16 protein-coding genes and 2 pseudogenes are annotated in these 18,316 nt (G+C 57.1%); 8 read left to right on the top strand and 10 right to left on the bottom strand.

What is annotated here, in order from left to right; all coding sequences use genetic code 11:
• The first annotated feature begins 50 nt into the window (after positions 1-50).
• The 3 genes from AC4ANK_RS18820 (at position 51) to AC4ANK_RS18810 (ending at position 2,513) form a co-directional block, all read left to right on the top strand.
• Complete coding sequence (locus AC4ANK_RS18820; protein ID WP_031598420.1) at positions 51-614, top strand: TetR/AcrR family transcriptional regulator; 564 nt, start codon at positions 51-53, stop codon at positions 612-614.
• Positions 615-742: 128 nt separating this feature from the next.
• Positions 743-1,471, top strand: coding sequence for a helix-turn-helix domain-containing protein (locus AC4ANK_RS18815; protein ID WP_031598422.1), 729 nt, complete (start codon positions 743-745; stop codon positions 1,469-1,471).
• Between the two features lie 79 nt (positions 1,472-1,550).
• Positions 1,551-2,513, top strand: coding sequence for a DMT family transporter (locus AC4ANK_RS18810; protein ID WP_044318667.1), 963 nt, complete (start codon positions 1,551-1,553; stop codon positions 2,511-2,513).
• Positions 2,514-2,534: 21 nt separating this feature from the next.
• On the opposite strand, the pseudogene AC4ANK_RS18805 reads toward AC4ANK_RS18810, so the two are convergent.
• A pseudogene (locus AC4ANK_RS18805) lies at positions 2,535-2,732 on the bottom strand (oxidoreductase); the annotation flags it as partial.
• Positions 2,733-2,818: 86 nt separating this feature from the next.
• Here AC4ANK_RS18805 and istA point away from each other — a divergent pair.
• Together istA and istB are read left to right on the top strand one after the other, a co-directional pair.
• On the top strand, positions 2,819-3,841 hold the full coding sequence (gene istA, locus AC4ANK_RS18800; RefSeq protein ID WP_002551322.1) for an IS21-like element ISPsy4 family transposase: 1,023 nt from the start codon (positions 2,819-2,821) through the stop codon (positions 3,839-3,841).
• Complete coding sequence (gene istB, locus AC4ANK_RS18795) at positions 3,838-4,647, top strand: IS21-like element ISPsy4 family helper ATPase IstB (protein WP_005741073.1); 810 nt, start codon at positions 3,838-3,840, stop codon at positions 4,645-4,647. Before istA ends, istB begins: the two co-directional genes overlap by 4 nt.
• A 41-nt stretch (positions 4,648-4,688) precedes the next feature.
• Here the strand turns inward: istB and AC4ANK_RS18790 are convergent.
• From AC4ANK_RS18790 to AC4ANK_RS18770, 5 genes and pseudogenes are all read right to left on the bottom strand, one after another.
• Positions 4,689-5,315, bottom strand: a pseudogene (locus AC4ANK_RS18790) (oxidoreductase); the annotation flags it as partial.
• A gap of 77 nt (positions 5,316-5,392) precedes the next feature.
• On the bottom strand, positions 5,393-6,394 hold the full coding sequence (locus AC4ANK_RS18785; protein ID WP_460384793.1) for an NADP-dependent oxidoreductase: 1,002 nt from the start codon (positions 6,392-6,394) through the stop codon (positions 5,393-5,395).
• A gap of 75 nt (positions 6,395-6,469) precedes the next feature.
• Positions 6,470-7,330 carry an alpha/beta fold hydrolase gene (locus AC4ANK_RS18780; RefSeq protein WP_002554390.1) on the bottom strand — a complete coding sequence of 287 codons (861 nt, stop codon included), beginning with the start codon at positions 7,328-7,330 and terminating at the stop codon, positions 6,470-6,472.
• A gap of 16 nt (positions 7,331-7,346) precedes the next feature.
• Positions 7,347-8,135, bottom strand: coding sequence for an SDR family NAD(P)-dependent oxidoreductase (locus AC4ANK_RS18775; RefSeq protein WP_031598579.1), 789 nt, complete (start codon positions 8,133-8,135; stop codon positions 7,347-7,349).
• A gap of 333 nt (positions 8,136-8,468) precedes the next feature.
• Positions 8,469-9,068, bottom strand: a complete 600-nt coding sequence (locus tag AC4ANK_RS18770) for a TetR/AcrR family transcriptional regulator (protein ID WP_002554388.1) — start codon at positions 9,066-9,068, stop codon at positions 8,469-8,471.
• Between the two features lie 116 nt (positions 9,069-9,184).
• Here AC4ANK_RS18770 and AC4ANK_RS18765 point away from each other — a divergent pair, with 116 nt between their 5' ends.
• From AC4ANK_RS18765 to AC4ANK_RS18755, 3 genes are all read left to right on the top strand, one after another.
• Positions 9,185-10,069, top strand: a complete 885-nt coding sequence (locus AC4ANK_RS18765; RefSeq protein ID WP_005733776.1) for an alpha/beta hydrolase — start codon at positions 9,185-9,187, stop codon at positions 10,067-10,069.
• A gap of 45 nt (positions 10,070-10,114) precedes the next feature.
• Positions 10,115-10,429 (top strand): hypothetical protein, encoded by a 315-nt coding sequence (locus AC4ANK_RS18760; protein ID WP_002554386.1) that lies wholly within the window; start codon positions 10,115-10,117, stop codon positions 10,427-10,429.
• A gap of 257 nt (positions 10,430-10,686) precedes the next feature.
• Positions 10,687-11,718, top strand: coding sequence for a methyl-accepting chemotaxis protein (locus AC4ANK_RS18755; RefSeq protein WP_002554385.1), 1,032 nt, complete (start codon positions 10,687-10,689; stop codon positions 11,716-11,718).
• A 68-nt stretch (positions 11,719-11,786) separates the two neighbouring features.
• Here the strand turns inward: AC4ANK_RS18755 and AC4ANK_RS18750 are convergent, their stop codons facing one another.
• From AC4ANK_RS18750 to AC4ANK_RS18735, 4 genes are all read right to left on the bottom strand, one after another.
• Positions 11,787-13,664: a methyl-accepting chemotaxis protein gene (locus tag AC4ANK_RS18750; protein WP_002554384.1), complete on the bottom strand. Its 1,878-nt coding sequence runs from the start codon at positions 13,662-13,664 to the stop codon at positions 11,787-11,789.
• A 219-nt stretch (positions 13,665-13,883) separates the two neighbouring features.
• Complete coding sequence (locus AC4ANK_RS18745; protein ID WP_002554383.1) at positions 13,884-14,213, bottom strand: hypothetical protein; 330 nt, start codon at positions 14,211-14,213, stop codon at positions 13,884-13,886.
• Positions 14,214-14,217: 4 nt separating this feature from the next.
• Complete coding sequence (locus AC4ANK_RS18740) at positions 14,218-16,290, bottom strand: hybrid sensor histidine kinase/response regulator (RefSeq protein WP_002554382.1); 2,073 nt, start codon at positions 16,288-16,290, stop codon at positions 14,218-14,220.
• 334 nt (positions 16,291-16,624) lie between these two features.
• Complete coding sequence (locus AC4ANK_RS18735; RefSeq protein ID WP_002554381.1) at positions 16,625-18,076, bottom strand: NCS1 family nucleobase:cation symporter-1; 1,452 nt, start codon at positions 18,074-18,076, stop codon at positions 16,625-16,627.
• Between the last annotated feature and the right edge of the window lie 240 nt (positions 18,077-18,316).

Below are 18,316 nucleotides of genomic sequence, written 5' to 3'. Positions count from 1 at the left end.
ATTAGCATGCGCCCGTTTGCAGAAACCTGTCCGAAGCACAAGGCACCACGATGACCATCAACGCACGAGAGGCCATTCTGCTTGCCGCGAGAAACATCGCTCAGTCTCAGGGTTATAACGGCCTGAACTTTCGCGATCTGGCGGCTCAGGTTGGAATCAAACCAGCCAGTATTTACTACCACTTTCCAAGCAAGGCTGACCTGGGTGTGGCGGTTGCCAGGCGCTACTGGCAGGACGGTGCTGCTGCTCTTGAGGCTATTTCTGAAGAAACACCAGACCCTGTCGAAGCGCTGCACCGTTTCCCGGAAATTTTCCGCCGTTCGCTAGAGGCTGAAAACCGCCTTTGTCTGGGCAGTTTTATCGGCGCTGAAACCGATAAATTGCCGCCAGAGATGACTCAGGAAATTCAGTTTTTTGCCCAGGTCAATATTGCCTGGCTGAGCAAGCTTCTGGTGGCGGCGAATGTGTGTTTGCCAGCGGCCAGCGAGGTGCGGGCGCAGGCGATTTTTTCGGCTGTGGCGGGCGCTCAACTCATTGCGAGAAGCCGGTCAGACATTGCCCTTTTTGATACGCTGATCGACACCTATCGTGCCTGCGGGCCGCTGCCGGCTTAAGTAGATGCTGATCAAGCGGGATCAGGATTGCCAGCCAGTTGACCTGTTGCTGACGCCGCTGAACCTGTAAGCGCGCAGGCACTATGGAACGCCAGACCTCGAATCACCCGACGGCAAGGGGTGCACTAATGTTTCTAAGCCTTGAAGTTCGCAGCTACAAGACGCAAAGCCCTCAGCACTGTCACGACCATACTCAACTGGTACTGCCGATTCGTGGCCGAATGGAAATTGACGTGGACGGTCGCGGTGGCTTTATCGATCAGTCACTGGCCGCGCTGGTAAAGCCTGGTTCGCGGCACTCGCAGGACACTCACGTCGACAGCCGTTTTCTGGTGCTGGACTGCGCACCGACAACGCTGGAGACAATCCAGATGGGGCGTCTGGCCGAGAAAATATATGTGCCTGTTTCGCCCGCGACCCGTCGCCTTATCGAATTCGCCGAGCTGATCGGTAACCAGCAACTGGCCATCGCTGCCTCACAGCTGGGCCCTCTGCTTCTGTCGTCCCTTGGCTCGGACACCTGCTGTTTTTCGTCCCCGATAGAGCAGTTGATAGCCCGTCTGCGAGCAAATCCTGGGGCACACTGGAGCAATCAGGCCATGGCCCAAGCCGCAAACATGAGCATGAGCCAGTTGCACCAGCGATTCCGGCAATTATTCGCGATGAGTCCTCAAGCCTGGCTGACTGAACTACGCATACAGGAGGCTGAACGGTGGTTGCGTGGCACCTCGCTGCCGATAGCCGAGATTGCCTTGCGTGCGGGCTTTTCCGATCAGGCATCGCTGACGCGCACCATGCAGCGTTTGAGCGCTACGACCCCGGCGGTTTATCGTAAAGTGCAAAAACAGTCCGGGTAAAAAAATCCGCAGTTACTGACAAGACCCTCCAGGCCCGACGCTCCAGACTTCATGCTTTAGGCGTTGGAGCGCAGGTGAAATGTTTGCTGATCGATCATTGCCCAAGGGCATTGTTTATGGCGTTTGCGCCGGTCTGTGCTGGGGCGTGATTTTCCTGGGCCCGCAGCTGACTCCAGGCTTGAGCGGTGTGCAGTTCGCGGTCATAAGATTTCTCTGCTACGGCGCAATTTCTGCGGCCCTGCTGATGCTGCGTTGGCGGCGTGTTTGCGCCAGTCTCACCATGGCCGACTGGAAGTCACTCTTCTGGCTTAGCCTGATCGGCAACCTCATCTACTACTCGCTAGTGGGCACAGGCGTGCAGTTGGTCGGCATCGCCACAACGTCGTTGATTGTCGGACTTATTCCGGTGCTCGTAACCCTGGCAGGTCGTCATGACGCAAATGCCGTTTCTCTGCGCAAGCTCTTCCCCTCACTGTGCTGCGCAGTGGGGGGCGTTGTGCTTATCAGTTGGCACGCGCTGATCAATGACCAAAGGCCCGATACAGCGGCAAATATTGTCGGGATTTTATGCGCCTCAGGTGCGTTGCTGACGTGGAGCTGGTTTGCGGTGAGCAATGCCCGGCGGCTGGTGCAGGTCACCAACGTCTCCGCGCATGACTGGGCGTTGCTTATGGGGGTCATGACGGGCGCTCAATCACTGCTTTTGGCAACGCCGGTCCTGGGTTCTCAAGTGGGCACCTATGGTATTTCCGAATGGCTGCATTTTCTCGTGGTGGCCGGTGGCGTTGCGCTTTTGTCTTCGGTGGTGGGTGGTGCCTGCTGGAATCAGGCGAGCCGACTTCTGCCCTTGGCACTCAGCGGGCAAGTGCTCGTGATTGAAACGCTGGCGGCGCTTGTCTTCGGTTTTTTATGGGAGCGCCGGCTACCCGACGGCTATGAGCTGGCGGCCATTGCCTTGCTGGTCAGCGGTGTGGTCTGGTGTCTGAATTGTCATCGTACGCCCCTGCATTCCCCGGCTGTCCAGCTCAAGCACCGCCCCTGAAGTGACAGCCTCACCTGCATTTCAAACCGGCAAACGAAGCTCCTTGCGCAGGTTCTTGTCAAACACCCCGGCAGGTGCAAAGCGACGCAGCATGCTGATTTGTCGGGCTGTCTTGCCGGCAGTGTAGCGCCGCTTGGGGAGTACATCGCTCGCCGCTTTAAGCACTACAGCCGCCACCACTTCCGGCAAATCGGCTTTCGGCACTACATCGGCGAGCAACTGTCACCGCCACTGTAAAAATGACCCCCTAACGCCAACCTAGAATTGACCCCCCTGGGTAAAACTGGCGGCTTTGAGCTGCCAATATGTTGACCCAGGAGCAGTCTGTGGAAATTAAAGTGTTGGCCCGTCAGGGCCATGGCATCAAATTCATCGCCCGTGAGCTGGGTATTTCGCGTAACACCGTGCGCAAGTACCTGCGAAAGGCCCGGTCGCTACCCAGTGACAAGGTGAGACCCGCACGTCCGTGCAAAATCGACCCCTTCAAGGACTACCTGCACGAGCGTATTGAGGCGGCGCGCCCACACTGGATTCCGGCGACCGTCCTGCTGCGTGAGATCACGGCATTGGGGTACAGCGGCGGCGTCAGTCGTCTGAAGGCTTATATTCGCCCCTTCAAACGTAAGGCAGAAGAGCCGGTGGTACGTTTCGAGACACTGCCCGGCAAGCAGATACAGGTGGACTTCACCACCATTCGACGAGGCCGTCAGCCGCTTAAGGCGTTCGTGGCGACACTTGGTTTTAGTCGAGCAAGCTTTGTCCGTTTCTCCGAGCGAGAGGACAGCGAAGCCTGGCTGACAGGGCTTCGGGAGGCGTTCGCTTACTTTGGCGGCGTGCCCGAGCAGGCATTGTTTGATAACGCCGGAACCATCATCACCGAGCGAGATGCTTTTGGGGAGGGCCAGCACCGTTGGCATCCCCGATTGGCTGCGCTGGCCGATGAGTTTGGTTTTATTCCCAAGGTCTGCCGCCCTTACCGTGCCCAGACCAAGGGCAAGGTTGAGCGCTTCAACGGGTATCTGAAGGGCAGTTTCATTACCCCGTTGGCCGCTACGCTCAAGAGTGCGGGTCTGACGCTGGATGTGGTGACGGCCAACGCACATATCGGCCAATGGCTCGACGAAGTCGCTCATCAGCGGATTCACGGCACGACGGGTGTTCAACCGGCGGTACGTCTGGCCCAAGAGCAGCAGGTACTATTACCACTGCCAACACAGAGCCTGCGCCCACAACCCGCCCAAGGCCTACGCCTGGGACGGGTCCTGCCGTACGAGAGCTTGCAGCATCCGCTGTCGGTTTATGAGCAACTGCTGGAGGTGAGAGCATGAACCTTCAACATGCTCGCCTGACAGAACTATGCAAGGGGCTAAAGCTTGAGCGCGTCGGGGTGGACTGGCCGCACCTGGCCCAACAAGCAGCAAGCGGCGAAGACAGCTTTGCCGACTTCCTCGAAAAGCTGCTGGCTGCCGAGACCGATGCCCGAAGTGAACGCTCTCGACAGGCCCTGCTGAAAACTGCCGCGCTGCCCGCTGTGAAAACGCTGGAGCAATACGACTTCGCGTTTGCCACCGGCGTCCCCCGGGCACAGCTCCAGGAGCTGGCAGCACTGAGTTTTGTTGGACGTGCCGAGAACATCGTGTTCCTGGGGCCTAGTGGTGTAGGCAAGAGCCACCTGGCTATCGCCCTGGCCTACCGGGCAGTGATGGCCGGTATCAAAACCCGCTTCGTCACGGCGGCTGACTTGATGCTGCAACTGACCGCTGCGCACCGCCAGGAACGGCTCAAGGAATACTTCAGTCGTGTGGTGATGGCCCCTGGGTTGTTGGTCATCGATGAAATCGGCTACCTGCCGTTTGGTCGTGATGAAGCCAACCTGTTCTTCAATGTTGTCGCCAAGCGCTACGAGCAAGGCAGCCTGATCCTCACGAGTAACTTGCCGTTTACCCAGTGGGCCGGAACCTTTGCGGATGATCAAACACTGACAGCGGCCATGCTGGACAGGCTGTTACATCATGCCCATATCGTGCAGATGACAGGTGAAAGCTATCGACTCAAGGACAAGCGCAAAGCAGGAACCAAATCTTCTCGGGCCGAACCGGCTCGAAAATATGAACCCGAGGGGGGTCAAAACTAAGTTGGCGATTTAGCACGGAAGGGGGTCACTTTTTAGTTGGCGTTGACAAGCAACGCCTTGAATCCTGCTCGGGCCTGATCGTATTCCTTCAATAACCGGTCCGGCTCAAGGCCGTTTTGATCGAAGACGGTTCGTACAAAAGCCGGCTCAATGACCGAGACGCGAATATTGAAGGCGCGCACTTCGTGATCCAGAGATTCCGAGTAACCTTCCAGCGCATGCTTGACCGCCGAATAATGCGAAGAGTAGGGCGCGGGTATCAGGCCAAGAATCGAACCGATATTGATAATGCGCCCCTGGCCATGTTCGCGCATCGACGGTAATACTGCATTGGTCATGCGGATGACGCCGAACAGATTGACGTCGAACAACGCCTGCACCTGGGGTATCGAGAATTCCTCGGAGCCGCCTATCAGGCCAATACCTGCATTGTTGACCAGCAGGTCGATCCGCCCGGTCTGCGCAAGTACGCTGGAAACGAGCGCGCTGACCGAGTCATCGTCAGTTACGTCACAAGTACGCATGGATACCTGCGTTGCACTTTCGCCAATCTTGCGGCTGGTGCCGAATACGGTATAGCCCGAGCGCACCAGCGCCTCGGCCGTTGCGCGGCCGATACCGGATGATGCACCGGTGACAATGGCCGTTTTTCCGGAAGATGTGCTCATGTAATGCTCCAGTGTTCAAAAGGCTGGGGGCCGACAAGTTGCTTATGTGGGGAATTGAAAACGCGGGTCACCGACACTTACCTGATCTTCACAACTACTTTGCCTTTGGCACGCCCCCGGGCCAGGTACTCAAGTCCTTCTTTGGCCTGCTCAAGCGCAAAGACCCTGTCAATGACGGGTTTGATTTGCCCGCTTTCAAGTAACACGGCAATCTTCTCGAGTTGAGCCCCCTGCGGGCGTACGAACAGGAACGAGTAGGTCACGTGGTGTTTTTTCGCACGGCGCCTGATTGAGTGGCTCATCAGCCCGAAGAGGAAAGTGAAGAAGGCATTCATCCGGCGTGCCTTGGCGAACGCCTTATCCAGTGGCCCGACGAGGGATACGATCAAACCTCCTGACTTGAGGATGCCGACGGCTTTTTTAATCGTATCTCCTCGCGTTGTACCCAGAACCAGGTCGTAGTCGCGCAATACTTGCTCGAATGCCTGCTTTTTATAGTCCACCACTTCATCTGCACCCAGGCTGCGCACCAGCTCTACATTGCCGGTACTGGTGGTCGTGGCGACGTTGGCCCCCAGGTGTTTAGCCAGTTGAATAGCGAAGGTGCCGATGCCTCCAGCCCCGGCAGGTATGAATACCTTCTGGCCGGATTGAAGATTGGCGCGTTCTTTCAAGGCTTGCCAGGATGTAAGCCCGACCATCGGAATAGAGGCCGCTTGTACGAAATCCAGATTCGCCGGTTTAAGTGCAGCAGCGTGCTCAGGCACGGCTGCAAATTCGGCGATGCTACCTTTGCCGAGGTCAAAGAGGCTGGCGAAAATGGCGTCACCCGCCTTGAAGCGGGTGACGGCTTTGTCTACCGCGATGACCACGCCGGAAAGATCGCTGCCCATAATGGCGGGTAATTCGTACTTGAGGACGGCCTTGAACGTGCCCGTGGTAATCATGTTGTCGATCGGGTTCAACCCGGCCGCGTGAACTTCCACTAACAGTTCATCAGGCTTGATGGTCGGCAGAGGTACATGCGTTATCGCAATTTCAGGCGACTTGCCATAGCTTTCGAAGGTAAGTGCTTTCATGACGCTAGGTTTCCAGGGTCGTCTGACAGTGATGGGTTGTTTTTAAAAACGATGTGCAGTTGAAGTTCGAACGCTTTATGCAAGGAACTCCAGAGCCGTTGAGACGAAGTCGGCGTGATACTGAAAGACGCAACCGTGGCCTGCGTCTTGATAAACCACCAGTTGCGCCTGCGGGAGACGTTGGCTCATATCGCGACTCAACTCGCTTGCGACCATGACGTCGCTGTCCCCGACGACGATAAGTACAGGCACCCGCAGGCGTGCAAGATCCTGCGCGGGTTGTTTGCCCCAGGCTTTGATTGCTTTGAGTTGGCGAAGCAGCAAGCGAGGCGTTGGCGGCTTGTCGCGGTCGACCGTACGTTCCTTCACCCTGCTCAGATAGCTTCTGGCAGCGCGTCGGCCATTTAGTGTGGAGGTGAAAAACATATAGACCTTGGGGTCTCGCAGCCTCAGCAAGCCTTTGAGAATAAGTGGCCAGGACAGCGCACCTATGCGCTCGATACCGTGTCCGCCTGCCGGTCCGGTGCCTGCCAGAATAACTTTGCGTACCAGATCGGGTGCTTTCAATGCCAGGTCCTGGGCCACGAAACCGCCCATTGAAAAGCCAATCAGATCCACTTGTCTGTAGCCCATTGCCCGCACCAGCTCGAGGGTGTCGCGAGCCATCTCGCCTATCGTCAGCGGCGCGGTGCCGGTCGATAAACCAGCCCCGCGATAGTCGATGGCGATAATGTGATGCCTGGTAGCAAGACCATCAACAATGCGCGGGTCGAAATCGTCCAGTACCGCGCCCCAGTAGTTGAGCAACAAAAGCGGCACGCCACCACGCAAACCTGACTCGCGATAGGCGAAGGCAATGCCTGCGACTGTTGCGATTTTATTAGGCGCCTGGACAAACGACTGCGCCGAATGAGTCTGCAGATTTGAGCTACTCATGATGGGTACCCTGGTTTCAGGCTTTGGTCAGATAGCGCTCTGCGGCGTTCGCCTGTCGAATGTCCGACAGCAACCCTTGCCGCGCGCCATCAAGCGCGTCCCATCGACCTGCAACGTGCAGTGGCGGAATGGTCACCAGTTCGCGACGATCGAAGCCCACCAGCGCTGCATCGACCAGTTCTTCGACGTCCATCACCTCGGGGAGGGTGTTGAGGTCGATCCCGGCGCGCTCCCAGATTTCGGTGCGGGTAGCTGCCGGCAGGACCGCCTGGATGTACACGCCCTTGGGTGCCAGTTCCAGGTTCAAGCCTTGAGACAGGAACAGCACATAAGCCTTGGTGGCACCGTAAACGGTCATACCGAGCTCTGGCGCCAAGCCCACCACCGACCCGAGGTTGACGATTGAACCGGTACCGGACTGCGCGAAGCGAGGGGCCACTGCGGCAGCGAGTCGCGTCAGCGCAACAATGTTGAGGGCGACAAGCTTTTCAATAGCCTCAGCGCTCTGCTCAATGAATCCGCCGGACTGAGCAATACCTGCGTTATTGATAAGGACGCCGATCCGGGCATCGTCGCGCAGGCGAGTTTCAAGCGCTGTGAGGTCGTCAGAGTTGGTCAGGTCGGCCTGAAGCACTTCGACAGATACGTCGTTTTCTTCACTCAGCCTTGCTGCCAGAGCATCGAGGCGTAGCTTGTCACGTGCGACAAGCACCAGGTTGTGGCCACGACGGGTAAATCGCTCAGCATAAATGGCACCAATACCGCTGGAAGCGCCAGTGATGAGAACAGTGGAGAGAGTAGTCATTGGTGATGTCCTGACAAGTAATGCAATAAGGGCAGCCAGGCGTTTGCGCCTGCGATTGTCGGTCACCCGGCAGGGCCTTCGACGCTGACGCAGAAGGGCCCTGCCAATTGATCCTTGGCGTTATGATTACGATCAAAATCTAAAATGTCAACTTATTGATGTTGGTCGACATCAAAATATGGCGAGGTCGTGTGCGCCTGCATTCATAGGCGAGAGGGGCGAAGAGAAATCTCGCGCGCAGGCGCTTTGGCCGCTCGGGAGATGCGGCGCAGAGGGCGTTTCAGAGGGCGAAGTGGGCATATAGGCACGGGCGCTTTTGCGGGGCGCGGAGCGCTATGGTGTAAGCAAAAAAGACGCCATCGGTTTGAGTATCGATTCGGCCGAGGCCACAGAGAGTTCGTCCGGCTTTCTGTCGATCGCCAATGAGGCATACCCATGCGCAGTGCTCCAGGCGAGGAAGGTGCGTTGCTCAAGCACTGTCGAGTCTGGTTCGGCACCGTTTTTTGCGACCCATGCTGTACGTATCGACTGACGAAGCAGTTGCAGCGTGGCTTCGCCTGAAGTGAGCAACCTGGGTAATGTGCGGTTGACCCCGCCCATTCCGAACATCAACCGGAAGTGCTGTGGGTAGTTTTTAGCGAAATTGACATAGCCTATCCCACAGCCCAGTACACAGTCGCCAAGGTCCCGCTGCGCGGCACGGATAGCGTCGACCATCCGTTCATAACCATCGGCCACCACCTCTGCCATCAGGTTTTCCAGAGAGCCGAAATGGTGCGCAGGTGCGGCGTGTGAAACGTTCGCCCGTCTTGCGCATTCACGCAGTGAGAGTCCTCGCATGCCTGCTTCCCCCACGATGTCCCAGGCCGCCTGCCGCAAGACGGTCGGCAAGTTGCCATGGTGGTAAGTACGCGGGGTATCTGAGGTCGACATACGAAGCTCCCTGTCATGAAATAAAAGTTATACAGCCATCGTACAGCCTATCTTGTCAGTGACAAGATAGGCTGCTCTAATTGCTCCAGGTATTATGGCTGGTGCGGAGAATACCGATGAGCAAACTTACCAACAGGCTTCGATTATTGACGCTGCGGGGCACCTTCATGCTTGCCAGCCGTATTCTACCTGGCCCCACCGGAAGATACCTTGCCCGACGTTTCGTGACACCCCAGGCCGCAGGACGTGCCGAGGCTGCGGCTGCGCTGAGCGCATCGGCGGATGTGCAAACGGGTACTCTGGAACTGAACGGGTTCAAGATCTGCACCTACGTGTGGGGAGATCCTTCCAGTCAACCTTATGTGTTGTTCTCCCATGGGTGGTCAAGCTACGCGATGCGTTTTGTCGGCTGGGTGCCGTTGTTACGATCGATGGGCTATGCGGTGGTTGGTTTTGATCAGCCTGCCCATGGATTAAGCTCTGGCGATATCAGCCACATGCCGCAGTTTGTGGAAGTGCTTCAGCAGGTAGGACGCCATTTCGGAAAGCCTGCGGCCGTGATCGCTCATTCGTTGGGCGCTTCGTCAATCATTTTCGCTCAGGAAGAGCAGTGGCGTCCCGACCGGTTTGTGTTGATTGCGCCGTTCCTGGCCCCGGCTGACAACGCGCTTCATCAGTTTGAAACTTTTGGTATCGCGCACAAGGTTTTCGCACCTTTTGAAGGATACTTGCATGCGCTGAGCGGCCGCCGCTTCGCGGATTACGACGCTTCTGCGCGACTGCAGTTGCTTGATCGTCCAGCGCTTATTATTCATGACCGCCGAGATCGCGAAACCCCGTGGGAAAAGGGGGCTCGGTTCGCAAAGCTATGGCCCGGAGCACGTCTTTTTACCACGGAAGGGCTGGGCCATAACCGGCTGATTGATCACCCCTCCGTTACTGCTGAAGTGATGGAGTTTCTGAAGCCGGATAGCCACTTGCCAACGCCGATTGAACCATGACCTGGCTGGAGACGCGGGTCGTGGTTCCTGAAGCTGGAGGTCACTGTGAGCAATCATCATTTTTCCGATGAGCTGGCCGTGCTGGAGATCGTTGACAGCGCCCATTTTTTCCGCCCTGGAAAGATGACGTCTGGTCAGCTGTACCTGAGTTTGATTCGTCTCCAGCCAGCGGTTCCGGCAATAGGGGAATTCATGGAGATGATCGATACTCTTGTGAAAGAAGGCCTGTTGATTTCAGGTGCCGTATTGCCCTGTGACGCTTCGTTTCCCTATGTGCAGCATATTATTTTCGGTCTTACCGAGGTGGGCGAGGCTGTAGTGCAAGCAACAAAGTCTGAGATCGAAAGCGTCAACAGTTGAGTGCATGCCCTCAGCCCGAAGCCCTTCCGCATACATGCTTCTTAAACCCGTCGTGCAAACGTTCCGTGCGCAATGCTTGCAGATTGTCGACCTTCAAAACTACATTAGCGGGGTTGAGGGCATTACGACATCAGTCGATAAAAACAGGAAGCCCAGACTTCCGCGCCCTTGAGAATGACAACTTCTTTCCCTCTGTTTTTTGCACGACGATTGTGCGATGGCTGCCGCCTACGGTAACTCATTGAAGCAGAAAGAAAATGATCGAACCCGAACGAATTGTGACCCTGTCCCGTGAAGTGGAATCTCTGGCAACTCGTGGCGTCAGCGATATACAACTGATCACCCGCCAGACTCGATTGCTGGCAATAAACGCGCTGATCGAAGCGGCGCATGCAGGTAAAGCCGGTCGGGGTTTTGCGGTGGTGGCCGAGGAGGTGAAGAATATCTCCGAGCAGATTTCAAAGATTGCCAGCGGTCTGACTCAAGACCTGCAAGCGTCGGTCAATGAACTGACCGAACTTGGTAAGGGCATGTGTTTTGATGTGCGAGGACAACGGCTGGCAGACCTCGCACTGAACCTGATCGAAATCATTGATCGCAATTTGTACGAGCGCACGTGCGATGTTCGCTGGTGGGCGACCGATGCATCGCTGGTTGATGTACTGATGACCCCAACTGCGCAGAGTCGCGCACACTCCAGTGAGCGCCTCGGCGTCATTCTGGACAGTTATACGGTGTACCTGGACATCTGGGTTGCTAATACAACCGGCTGCGTGATTGCGTCCGGTCGGCCCGATACCTTCGACAAGGTTATCGGTGCGAATGTAAATGAGGCGACTTGGTTCAAGCAGGCGGTGCGGCACTCGTCTGGCGATCAATACTTTGCCGGTGAAGTCGCTGTGGAGCCCTTGCTCAACGGCTCGCAAACCTGTGCGTTCAGTGCAGCCGTGCGCAGTAACGCCGGCAAACACTCACCTGTGATCGGCGTCATCGGGATTTTCTTTGACTGGAAGAATCAGTCGGACTCGGTGATCAATGGCGTGCGTCTGAGTGATGAAGAGCGCATCCGCACCCGAGTGATGATGGTCGATGCCAGCCACAGGATAATTGCCAGTTCCGACCCCCAAAGCCCGTTGGGCCACAGTATCGACTTGCAGACCAGGGCGGGGCAGGCCACCGGTTACAGCACACTGCCCAACAACAGCATTCAAGGGTATTCAATGACCCCGGGCTTTGAGACTTATCCCGGCATGGGGTGGCTGGTGGTGATTGAACAGCAGTTGCCTTAGTTGCGCGTGCTTCCTGGCAGTCGGGATGTAGAGCCGCTGCCAGAAATTCTCTGGCAGCGGCTTGAGCGTTATATACGGAAGCTACCCACCAGCTGAGTCAAGCGGGTGGATTGCTGTTCAAGGTCAGTGCAGGCGCGCAGGGTAGCGTTCAAGTTCTCCACGCCTTGCTGGTTCAGGGTATTGATCTCTGTGATATCCACATTGATCGCTTCCACAACGGCAGTTTGTTCTTCGGTCGCCGTGGCAACCGAATGGTTCATGCCGTCGATTTCGCCAATGCGTTCGGTAACGTGTTCAAGGCTTGCAACGGCCTTGTTGGCAATGCCGACCGTTTCAACACTTTCACGCTGGCTTTCGTTCATGAGCGCAACAGCCTCGCGAGCGCCCGATTGCAGCTGCTCGATCAGGCTCGCCGATTCTTGCGTTCGGTGGGCCAGGCTGCGTACTTCGTCGGCCACCACGGCAAAACCTCGGCCGGCTTCACCCGCGCGTGCCGCCTCGATGGCTGCGTTAAGGGCCAGCAGGTTGGTCTGTTGAGAGATGCCGGTAATCACTTCCAGTATCTGGCCGATGTTGGCGGTTTTTGTATTGAGCGTTTCAATCTGTTCACTTGCGTTGCTGATGCGCTTTGACAGGCGGCTCATGGCCGCGATGTTCTGCCCGACCACGTCCTGACCGTCCGAGGCCAGCGTGCGTGCATCGCTTGAATGGCCAGAGGCGCGCGCGGCGTTCTGGGCAATCTCCTGGGTTGCAGCGCCCAGCTCATTGATGGCTGCGGCCACGCTGTTGGTACGGTTGGACTGCTGATCGGAATTGAGCATCGACGAGTTGGAGGCATTCACTACCCGCTGGGCAACTTCATTGAGCTGTACCGTGGAGGAGGCTACTTCACGCATCGAGTCGTGGATTCGTTCTACAAAGAGGTTGAAGCCGTTGCCCAGATACCCGAACTCGTCTTCGCTCTGAATCGTCAAGCGTTTGGTCAGATCACCTTCGCCGGCAGCGATATCGTGCATGGCGCGGCCCATCAGGTTGAGCGGCCGCATCAGTACGCTCAGAAGCATTCCCAGCAGAAGGATTATCAGCACCACCGCAATGACAGTCGCCACGATGGCCGAGTTTCTGAACTCGCCCAGTGCTGCATAGGCGATCTCTTTGTCCATCGCCACGCCCACATACCAGTTGACGGAAGGCAGCCCGTCTACATGGGCAAACGTAAGAATCTGAGCTTTTCCGGCATGCTCGCTTTCGCTCAGGTTCTGGGACAATTTCGGCGTATTCGCCGGGTAGACTTCTGCCAGCGTTTTCATTACCAGCGAAGTGTCCGGGTGGACCAGAATGCGGCCATTCGCATCGACCAGAAACGCGTAGCCGTCGCCATGAAGGCGCAGCGAGCTGATCATTTTCACCAGTATTTCCAGGCTCAGATCACCGCCAATGACCCCGGATACACCCGATGCACTTTTGACCGGTGTGGCAAGAGTCACGATCAACCCTTTGGTCACAGCATCCAGATACGGTTCGGTGAGGATCGTCTTGCCTGCGCGCACGGCATCGACATACCACGGCCGGGTCCTGGGGTCATAGTCGGCCGGCATGTCATCAGGCGGCTGAGTGACGAAAGAACCATCGCTCTTACCCTGGTAAATACTCATGAAGGTGGCGATAAGCGTGGGTTGGCCGAGGGCAAGATTCTGCGCGTCGGTTGATTGCGGCGAAGACGCATTTTCCGCCAGGTTCTCTACCAGAAGAATTCGCCCTGAAAGCCAGTTGCGGATGTTGCCTGCGGTGCTGTCACCCGTCTGATTCAGGTTCTCCTTCAATTGCAGGCGCAGGGCGTTGCGTTGCAGATAGTCGTTGTAAAACGTGAACAGGGTGAATGCGGCGATCACTACGAGAGACGCCGCCAACAGGATTTTATGGCTGAATTTTAGCGATTTTGTCATGCCGATAAGGGCCTTTAGAGGGGGAGTGCCGAGATGTGAAGTACAGCAAAAGCAATAGCGGTTTATCGGCGGGCGCGCCGATTAATAAATGCTGGTTATCATATAAATGCTTCGCGGAGCGTCTATCACAGCGCCTCAGGGGCAAGGCGAGGCCTAATCCGATGATCAAGCGGGGCGGTGAATAGTAATGAATGAGGTTTGCCGCTGTATCGAAGGCGTTTACTTAGTCGATCGTTGTGCTTCTGACACTTCATACCACTGCGCATATGGCGTGTTTTCCACATTGCACCGATTGAAATCCCTCGCCCCGTCAGTCCACCAGACGTCGCCGCGCTCCCCAAGTGCAACCTTGGCCTGGTGAACCCCGGTCCGGGCGGCTTTCAGTGCATCTGAATCCGCGCTTGCCTTGGCTGCCTTGACTTCGCGCCGGGCAGCCATCAACTCATTCACTAGTCGCTGACGAACCTCTTCGCTCAGGGACGGATTGGAACATCGCCAGAGTTGTCCCTTGACCACAAAATACCGGCCATCGGGTGTCGTAGGGTGCACGCTATCAATAGCAGCGAGTGGCTGCATCCGCGCCGATCAGGCCTGTCACTCGCCCGGCGAGAGCATCCAGCCCGAACGGTTTGGTCAAAACTTGTGTGCAGGGCCGCAGGTGGCAGTCGTCCAGCACTGAAGTCTTGGCGTAGCCAGTGATGAACAGGGTCGGCAGCCCCGGTCGGCAGTCGCCCGCAGCGTCAGCCATTTCCCGGCCGTTCATGCCGCCCGGCAAACCGATGTCACTGATGAGCAGGTCGATGCGGGTATCTGACTGCAGGATCTGCAAACCTGACTGAGCGTCGCCTGCTTCCAGGCAGTTGTAGCCCAGGCCGGTGATCACCTCGGCGACAAGCATTCTGACCGACGGCTCGTCATCAACGATCAGAACGGTTTCGCCGGTGTGCTGCGCTGGCTCTTCGGTTATTTCGGGCTCGGCAGCGCGTGGAGCATTTTCAGCAATATGCCGTGGCAGGTGCATGACTACGCTGGTGCCATGACCTTCAACCGACTCGACGCGGATCTGACCGCCGGACTGGCGCACAAAACCGTAGACCATCGACAGGCCCAGGCCGGTCCCGGCGCCAATGGGTTTGGTGGTGAAGAACGGTTCAAACGCCTTGGCGACGGTGTCCGGGCTCATCCCCATGCCAGTATCTGTGACGCGGATGCTCAAGTGCTCGCCGGCAGGAATGCCGTGGTCAGGGTCGGTACATTCTTCAATGGACGCATTGGCTGTTTCGATGACGATGCGCCCGCCACTGGGCATTGCGTCACGGGCGTTCAGGCACAGGTTCAGCAGCGAACTTTCCAACTGGGCATGATCGATCAGTGCAGGCCACAAGTCATCGTGGGCGACGACTTTTATATCTATCTCCGGGCCGACCGTGCGTGCAATAAGTTCTTCCATGTCCTGAATCAACACGTTGACGTTGGTGACTCTCGGGGACAGGTTCTGACGCCGCGAAAACGCCAGCAGCCGGTGAGTCAGCGAAGCCGCGCGCCGTACTGCGCCCTGAGCGACCGACACGTACCGGTCTACATCACCGACACGGCCTTGAGCCAGTCGTTTGGTGATCAGTTCAAGGCTGCCGGAAATGCCGGCCAGCAGGTTGTTGAAGTCATGTGCGATGCCGCCTGTCAGTTGTCCGACGGCGTCCATCTTCTGGGAATGGCGCAGGGCGTCTTCGATCTGCTCACGTTCGAAAACGGCTTGTTCGATGCGCTGTTCGAGTGTCTGATTGAGTTCTCTGACCGCTTCTTCGGCTTTTTTTCTGGCGGTGACATCAACAGATGAGCCGATCAGACCGATCACCTCGCCGTTTTCATCGAGCAAGGGCGCTTTGGTCGAGAGCCACGTCGCTGCAGAGCCGTCAGGCAGGTTGACCTGTTCTTCGATCTGTTCGCTGACATTGTTCTGCATGATCCGCCGGTCGGTTTCCATGAGCACCCGTGCCTGTTGCTGATCATCCAGAAACTCCAGGTCCGTCTTGCCGATGAAAAACTCGGGCGGCTTGCCGATCAGTTCAGCGGTGCCACGATTGGCGACCAGCATGCGACCTTCGAGATCCTTGGCGTAGACAACGCCCGGAACGGCAGCCGTGAATATCCTCAGCAACTCGTTGAGCCGGTCGCGCTCGTCTTCAGCCATGCGACGGCTGTCTATATCAAGCAATACGCCCGGACTGCGAACAGGCTTGCCGCGACTATCACGCTCGATTTTTCCGCTGGCTTCAACCCAGCGATAAAGGCCGTCTTCATGCAGAACCCGGTATTCGCATCGGTAGGTTTCGCTGTTCTGAAGCGCGTCCTCGATTGACTTGTCGACTCTGGCCGAATCGTCGGGATGAATGGAAGCTATCACCAGCTCCAGTGGCAAGCCTTTGGCGCACAGCTTCGGGCACAAGCCGAAGGTCCGGGCAAAACGCTCATCGCCGGTCAACTGATCGGCAATGATGTCCCACACCCAAGTGCCGACAACTGCCCCTGAATCAAGGGCGAGTTGTAGCTGCTCGACCGCTTCCTGCTCTGAAGGCGGGAGTGGCTGGGGGGCGAATGGCATGCCGCCGGAAACATCATTGCTCATCACTATCGACCCACTTGAACGCCTGGTTCACAAAGACTCAGTCATAGGGCAGCGCAGCGGCCTGAAAGTTGTACAAATTTTATTCTATTTTGTGCCCCAGGCCTTACAGGCGATCAGTGACACTCCATCATTCCATGGGTTTGGTCTGAGAGTGATATTAAATTAATATCATCTGATAAGTGCAGTATTTTCTACGGAGGCAGTCTGGGCAGTGCTTTCAGGTCATATCGGGCTTGCCGAGCCAGCTGAAAGCGCTGATTTCGCGAGGCGACCGGTGTTTGTGTAACGTGCAGGCGCTGGTCCCGGTCAGGTGCCAGCGCCTCTGCAGTAGCTCTTAGTTCTGGCCGACAGGCGCAGGCAGGTTGGCAGTCTGCACGGGCGACCAGCGGGTCATCACATAAAACAGCGCGCCACCCAGGATGCACCCGGTGAACCACGCAAAGTTGGCAATGGGCTTGAACCACTCGACAAAGGTAAAGCACAGGCCCACCAGCGCCGTCAGCACTAGCGCTTTGACCGCAATCCAGTTCACGCCATTGGTGTACCAGTAACGACCGCTTGGCGTGTCATTGAACAGGGCGTCGACATCAATCTGCTGCTTCTTGATCAGGTAGTAATCCACCAGCAGGATGCCGAACAGTGGGCCGATGCAGGCCGCGAGCACGTCCAGGGTGTAATGGATCACTTCAGGGTTGTTGAACAGGTTCCAGGGCGTGATAAAGATCGAAGCTACGGCAGCAATCATGCCGCCTGCACGCCAGCTGATGCGGCTGGGGGCCACGTTGGCAAAGTCGAAGGCCGGGGAAACGAAGTTGGCGACGATGTTGATGCCGACAGTGGCGGTCACGAAAGTAAATGCGCCGAGCAGCACGGCGGTGGTGTTATCGATACGCGCTACGGTGGCAATAGGGTCGTGGATCATTTCACCGAAAATCGGCAGCGTGCCCGAGACAATCACCACCGTCACCAGCGAGAACGCCAGAAAGTTCACCGGCAAGCCCCAGAAATTGCCGCGGCGCACGTCGGCCATGCTGCGGCAATAGCGGCTGAAATCACCGAAGTTCAGCGTCGGGCCGGAGAAGTATGAGACCACCAGCGCGATGGCCATGACCACCTGCCCGAACGCCGCCCAGCCGGATAACTCTTTTTCAGCCAGGGTGAAACTGATGTTATCCCAACCGGCGCGCCAGACAATCCAGCCTGCCAGCGCGAACATCACCGCGTAAACGGCAGGACCGGCCCAGTCGATGAAGCGCTTGATCGATTCCATGCCGGTCCAGAATACAGCAGCCTGGACCACCCACAACGCCAGAAAACCGAACCAGCCAAGCCACGACAACCCGAGAAAGGTCGGGTTCTGATACGCAGCCAGTTCCGGGAAGAAACGCAAAACCACGATCACCAGTGCGCTGGACGCCAGATAGGTTTGAATGCCGTACCACGCCACTGCAATCAGCCCGCGGATGATTGCAGGAATGTTGGCACCGAATACCCCGAAGGCCAGGCGGCAGATGACCGGGTAGGGCACGGCGGCTTGCTGGCTGGGTTTGGCGACCAGATTGGCAATCACCTGAATGATGCAGATGCCCACCAGCAGCGCAATCAACACTTGCCAGCTGGCCAGGCCGAGCGCGAAGAGGCTGGCGGCGAAAACGTAACCGCCGACGCTGTGCACGTCGCTCATCCAGAACGCCAGAATGTTGTACCAGGTCCACTTCTGCTGCACCGGCCCCAGATCATGGTTGTGCAGGCGCGGGCTGTATCCGGCCGGGCGTTGGTCTGTCATAGCGTTACTCCCTCGATGGATCGTGGCGGGATCGGGGTACGATCGATGATATTTTTGTATACGATCCTGTACGCAAAAGATGTGCCATACGTTTTTTCATAGGCAAAAAGTCAATGCGCGCTATGCCAGCTGGCGTTCCAGTCCAGAAAAGTCAGCACAGTGGGCACGTCCGTCATAGCGCTTAAAGCGCACACTAACGGAGCGCAATGGCCCATTTTCGGTGCGATTTTGCAGGCTGCC

The sequence above is a fragment of the Pseudomonas sp. Pmew2 genome, from assembly GCF_058129885.1.
The sequence above is the reverse complement of the archived record's forward strand: the minus strand, read 5'-3'. Positions and strand labels throughout refer to the sequence as shown.

Excerpts from the sequence above, each read along its gene's own strand:
- AC4ANK_RS18820 (WP_031598420.1), top strand. The coding sequence starts at position 51 with ATGACCATCAACGCACGAGAGGCCATTCTGCTTGCCGCGAGAAACATC.
- AC4ANK_RS18815 (WP_031598422.1), top strand. The coding sequence starts at position 743 with ATGTTTCTAAGCCTTGAAGTTCGCAGCTACAAGACGCAAAGCCCTCAG.
- AC4ANK_RS18810 (WP_044318667.1), top strand. The coding sequence starts at position 1,551 with ATGTTTGCTGATCGATCATTGCCCAAGGGCATTGTTTATGGCGTTTGC.
- istA (WP_002551322.1), top strand. The coding sequence starts at position 2,819 with ATGTTGACCCAGGAGCAGTCTGTGGAAATTAAAGTGTTGGCCCGTCAG.
- istB (WP_005741073.1), top strand. The coding sequence starts at position 3,838 with ATGAACCTTCAACATGCTCGCCTGACAGAACTATGCAAGGGGCTAAAG.
- AC4ANK_RS18785 (WP_460384793.1), bottom strand. The coding sequence starts at position 6,394 with ATGAAAGCACTTACCTTCGAAAGCTATGGCAAGTCGCCTGAAATTGCG.
- AC4ANK_RS18780 (WP_002554390.1), bottom strand. The coding sequence starts at position 7,330 with ATGAGTAGCTCAAATCTGCAGACTCATTCGGCGCAGTCGTTTGTCCAG.
- AC4ANK_RS18775 (WP_031598579.1), bottom strand. The coding sequence starts at position 8,135 with ATGACTACTCTCTCCACTGTTCTCATCACTGGCGCTTCCAGCGGTATT.
- AC4ANK_RS18770 (WP_002554388.1), bottom strand. The coding sequence starts at position 9,068 with ATGTCGACCTCAGATACCCCGCGTACTTACCACCATGGCAACTTGCCG.
- AC4ANK_RS18765 (WP_005733776.1), top strand. The coding sequence starts at position 9,185 with ATGAGCAAACTTACCAACAGGCTTCGATTATTGACGCTGCGGGGCACC.
- AC4ANK_RS18755 (WP_002554385.1), top strand. The coding sequence starts at position 10,687 with ATGATCGAACCCGAACGAATTGTGACCCTGTCCCGTGAAGTGGAATCT.
- AC4ANK_RS18750 (WP_002554384.1), bottom strand. The coding sequence starts at position 13,664 with ATGACAAAATCGCTAAAATTCAGCCATAAAATCCTGTTGGCGGCGTCT.
- AC4ANK_RS18740 (WP_002554382.1), bottom strand. The coding sequence starts at position 16,290 with ATGAGCAATGATGTTTCCGGCGGCATGCCATTCGCCCCCCAGCCACTC.
- AC4ANK_RS18735 (WP_002554381.1), bottom strand. The coding sequence starts at position 18,076 with ATGACAGACCAACGCCCGGCCGGATACAGCCCGCGCCTGCACAACCAT.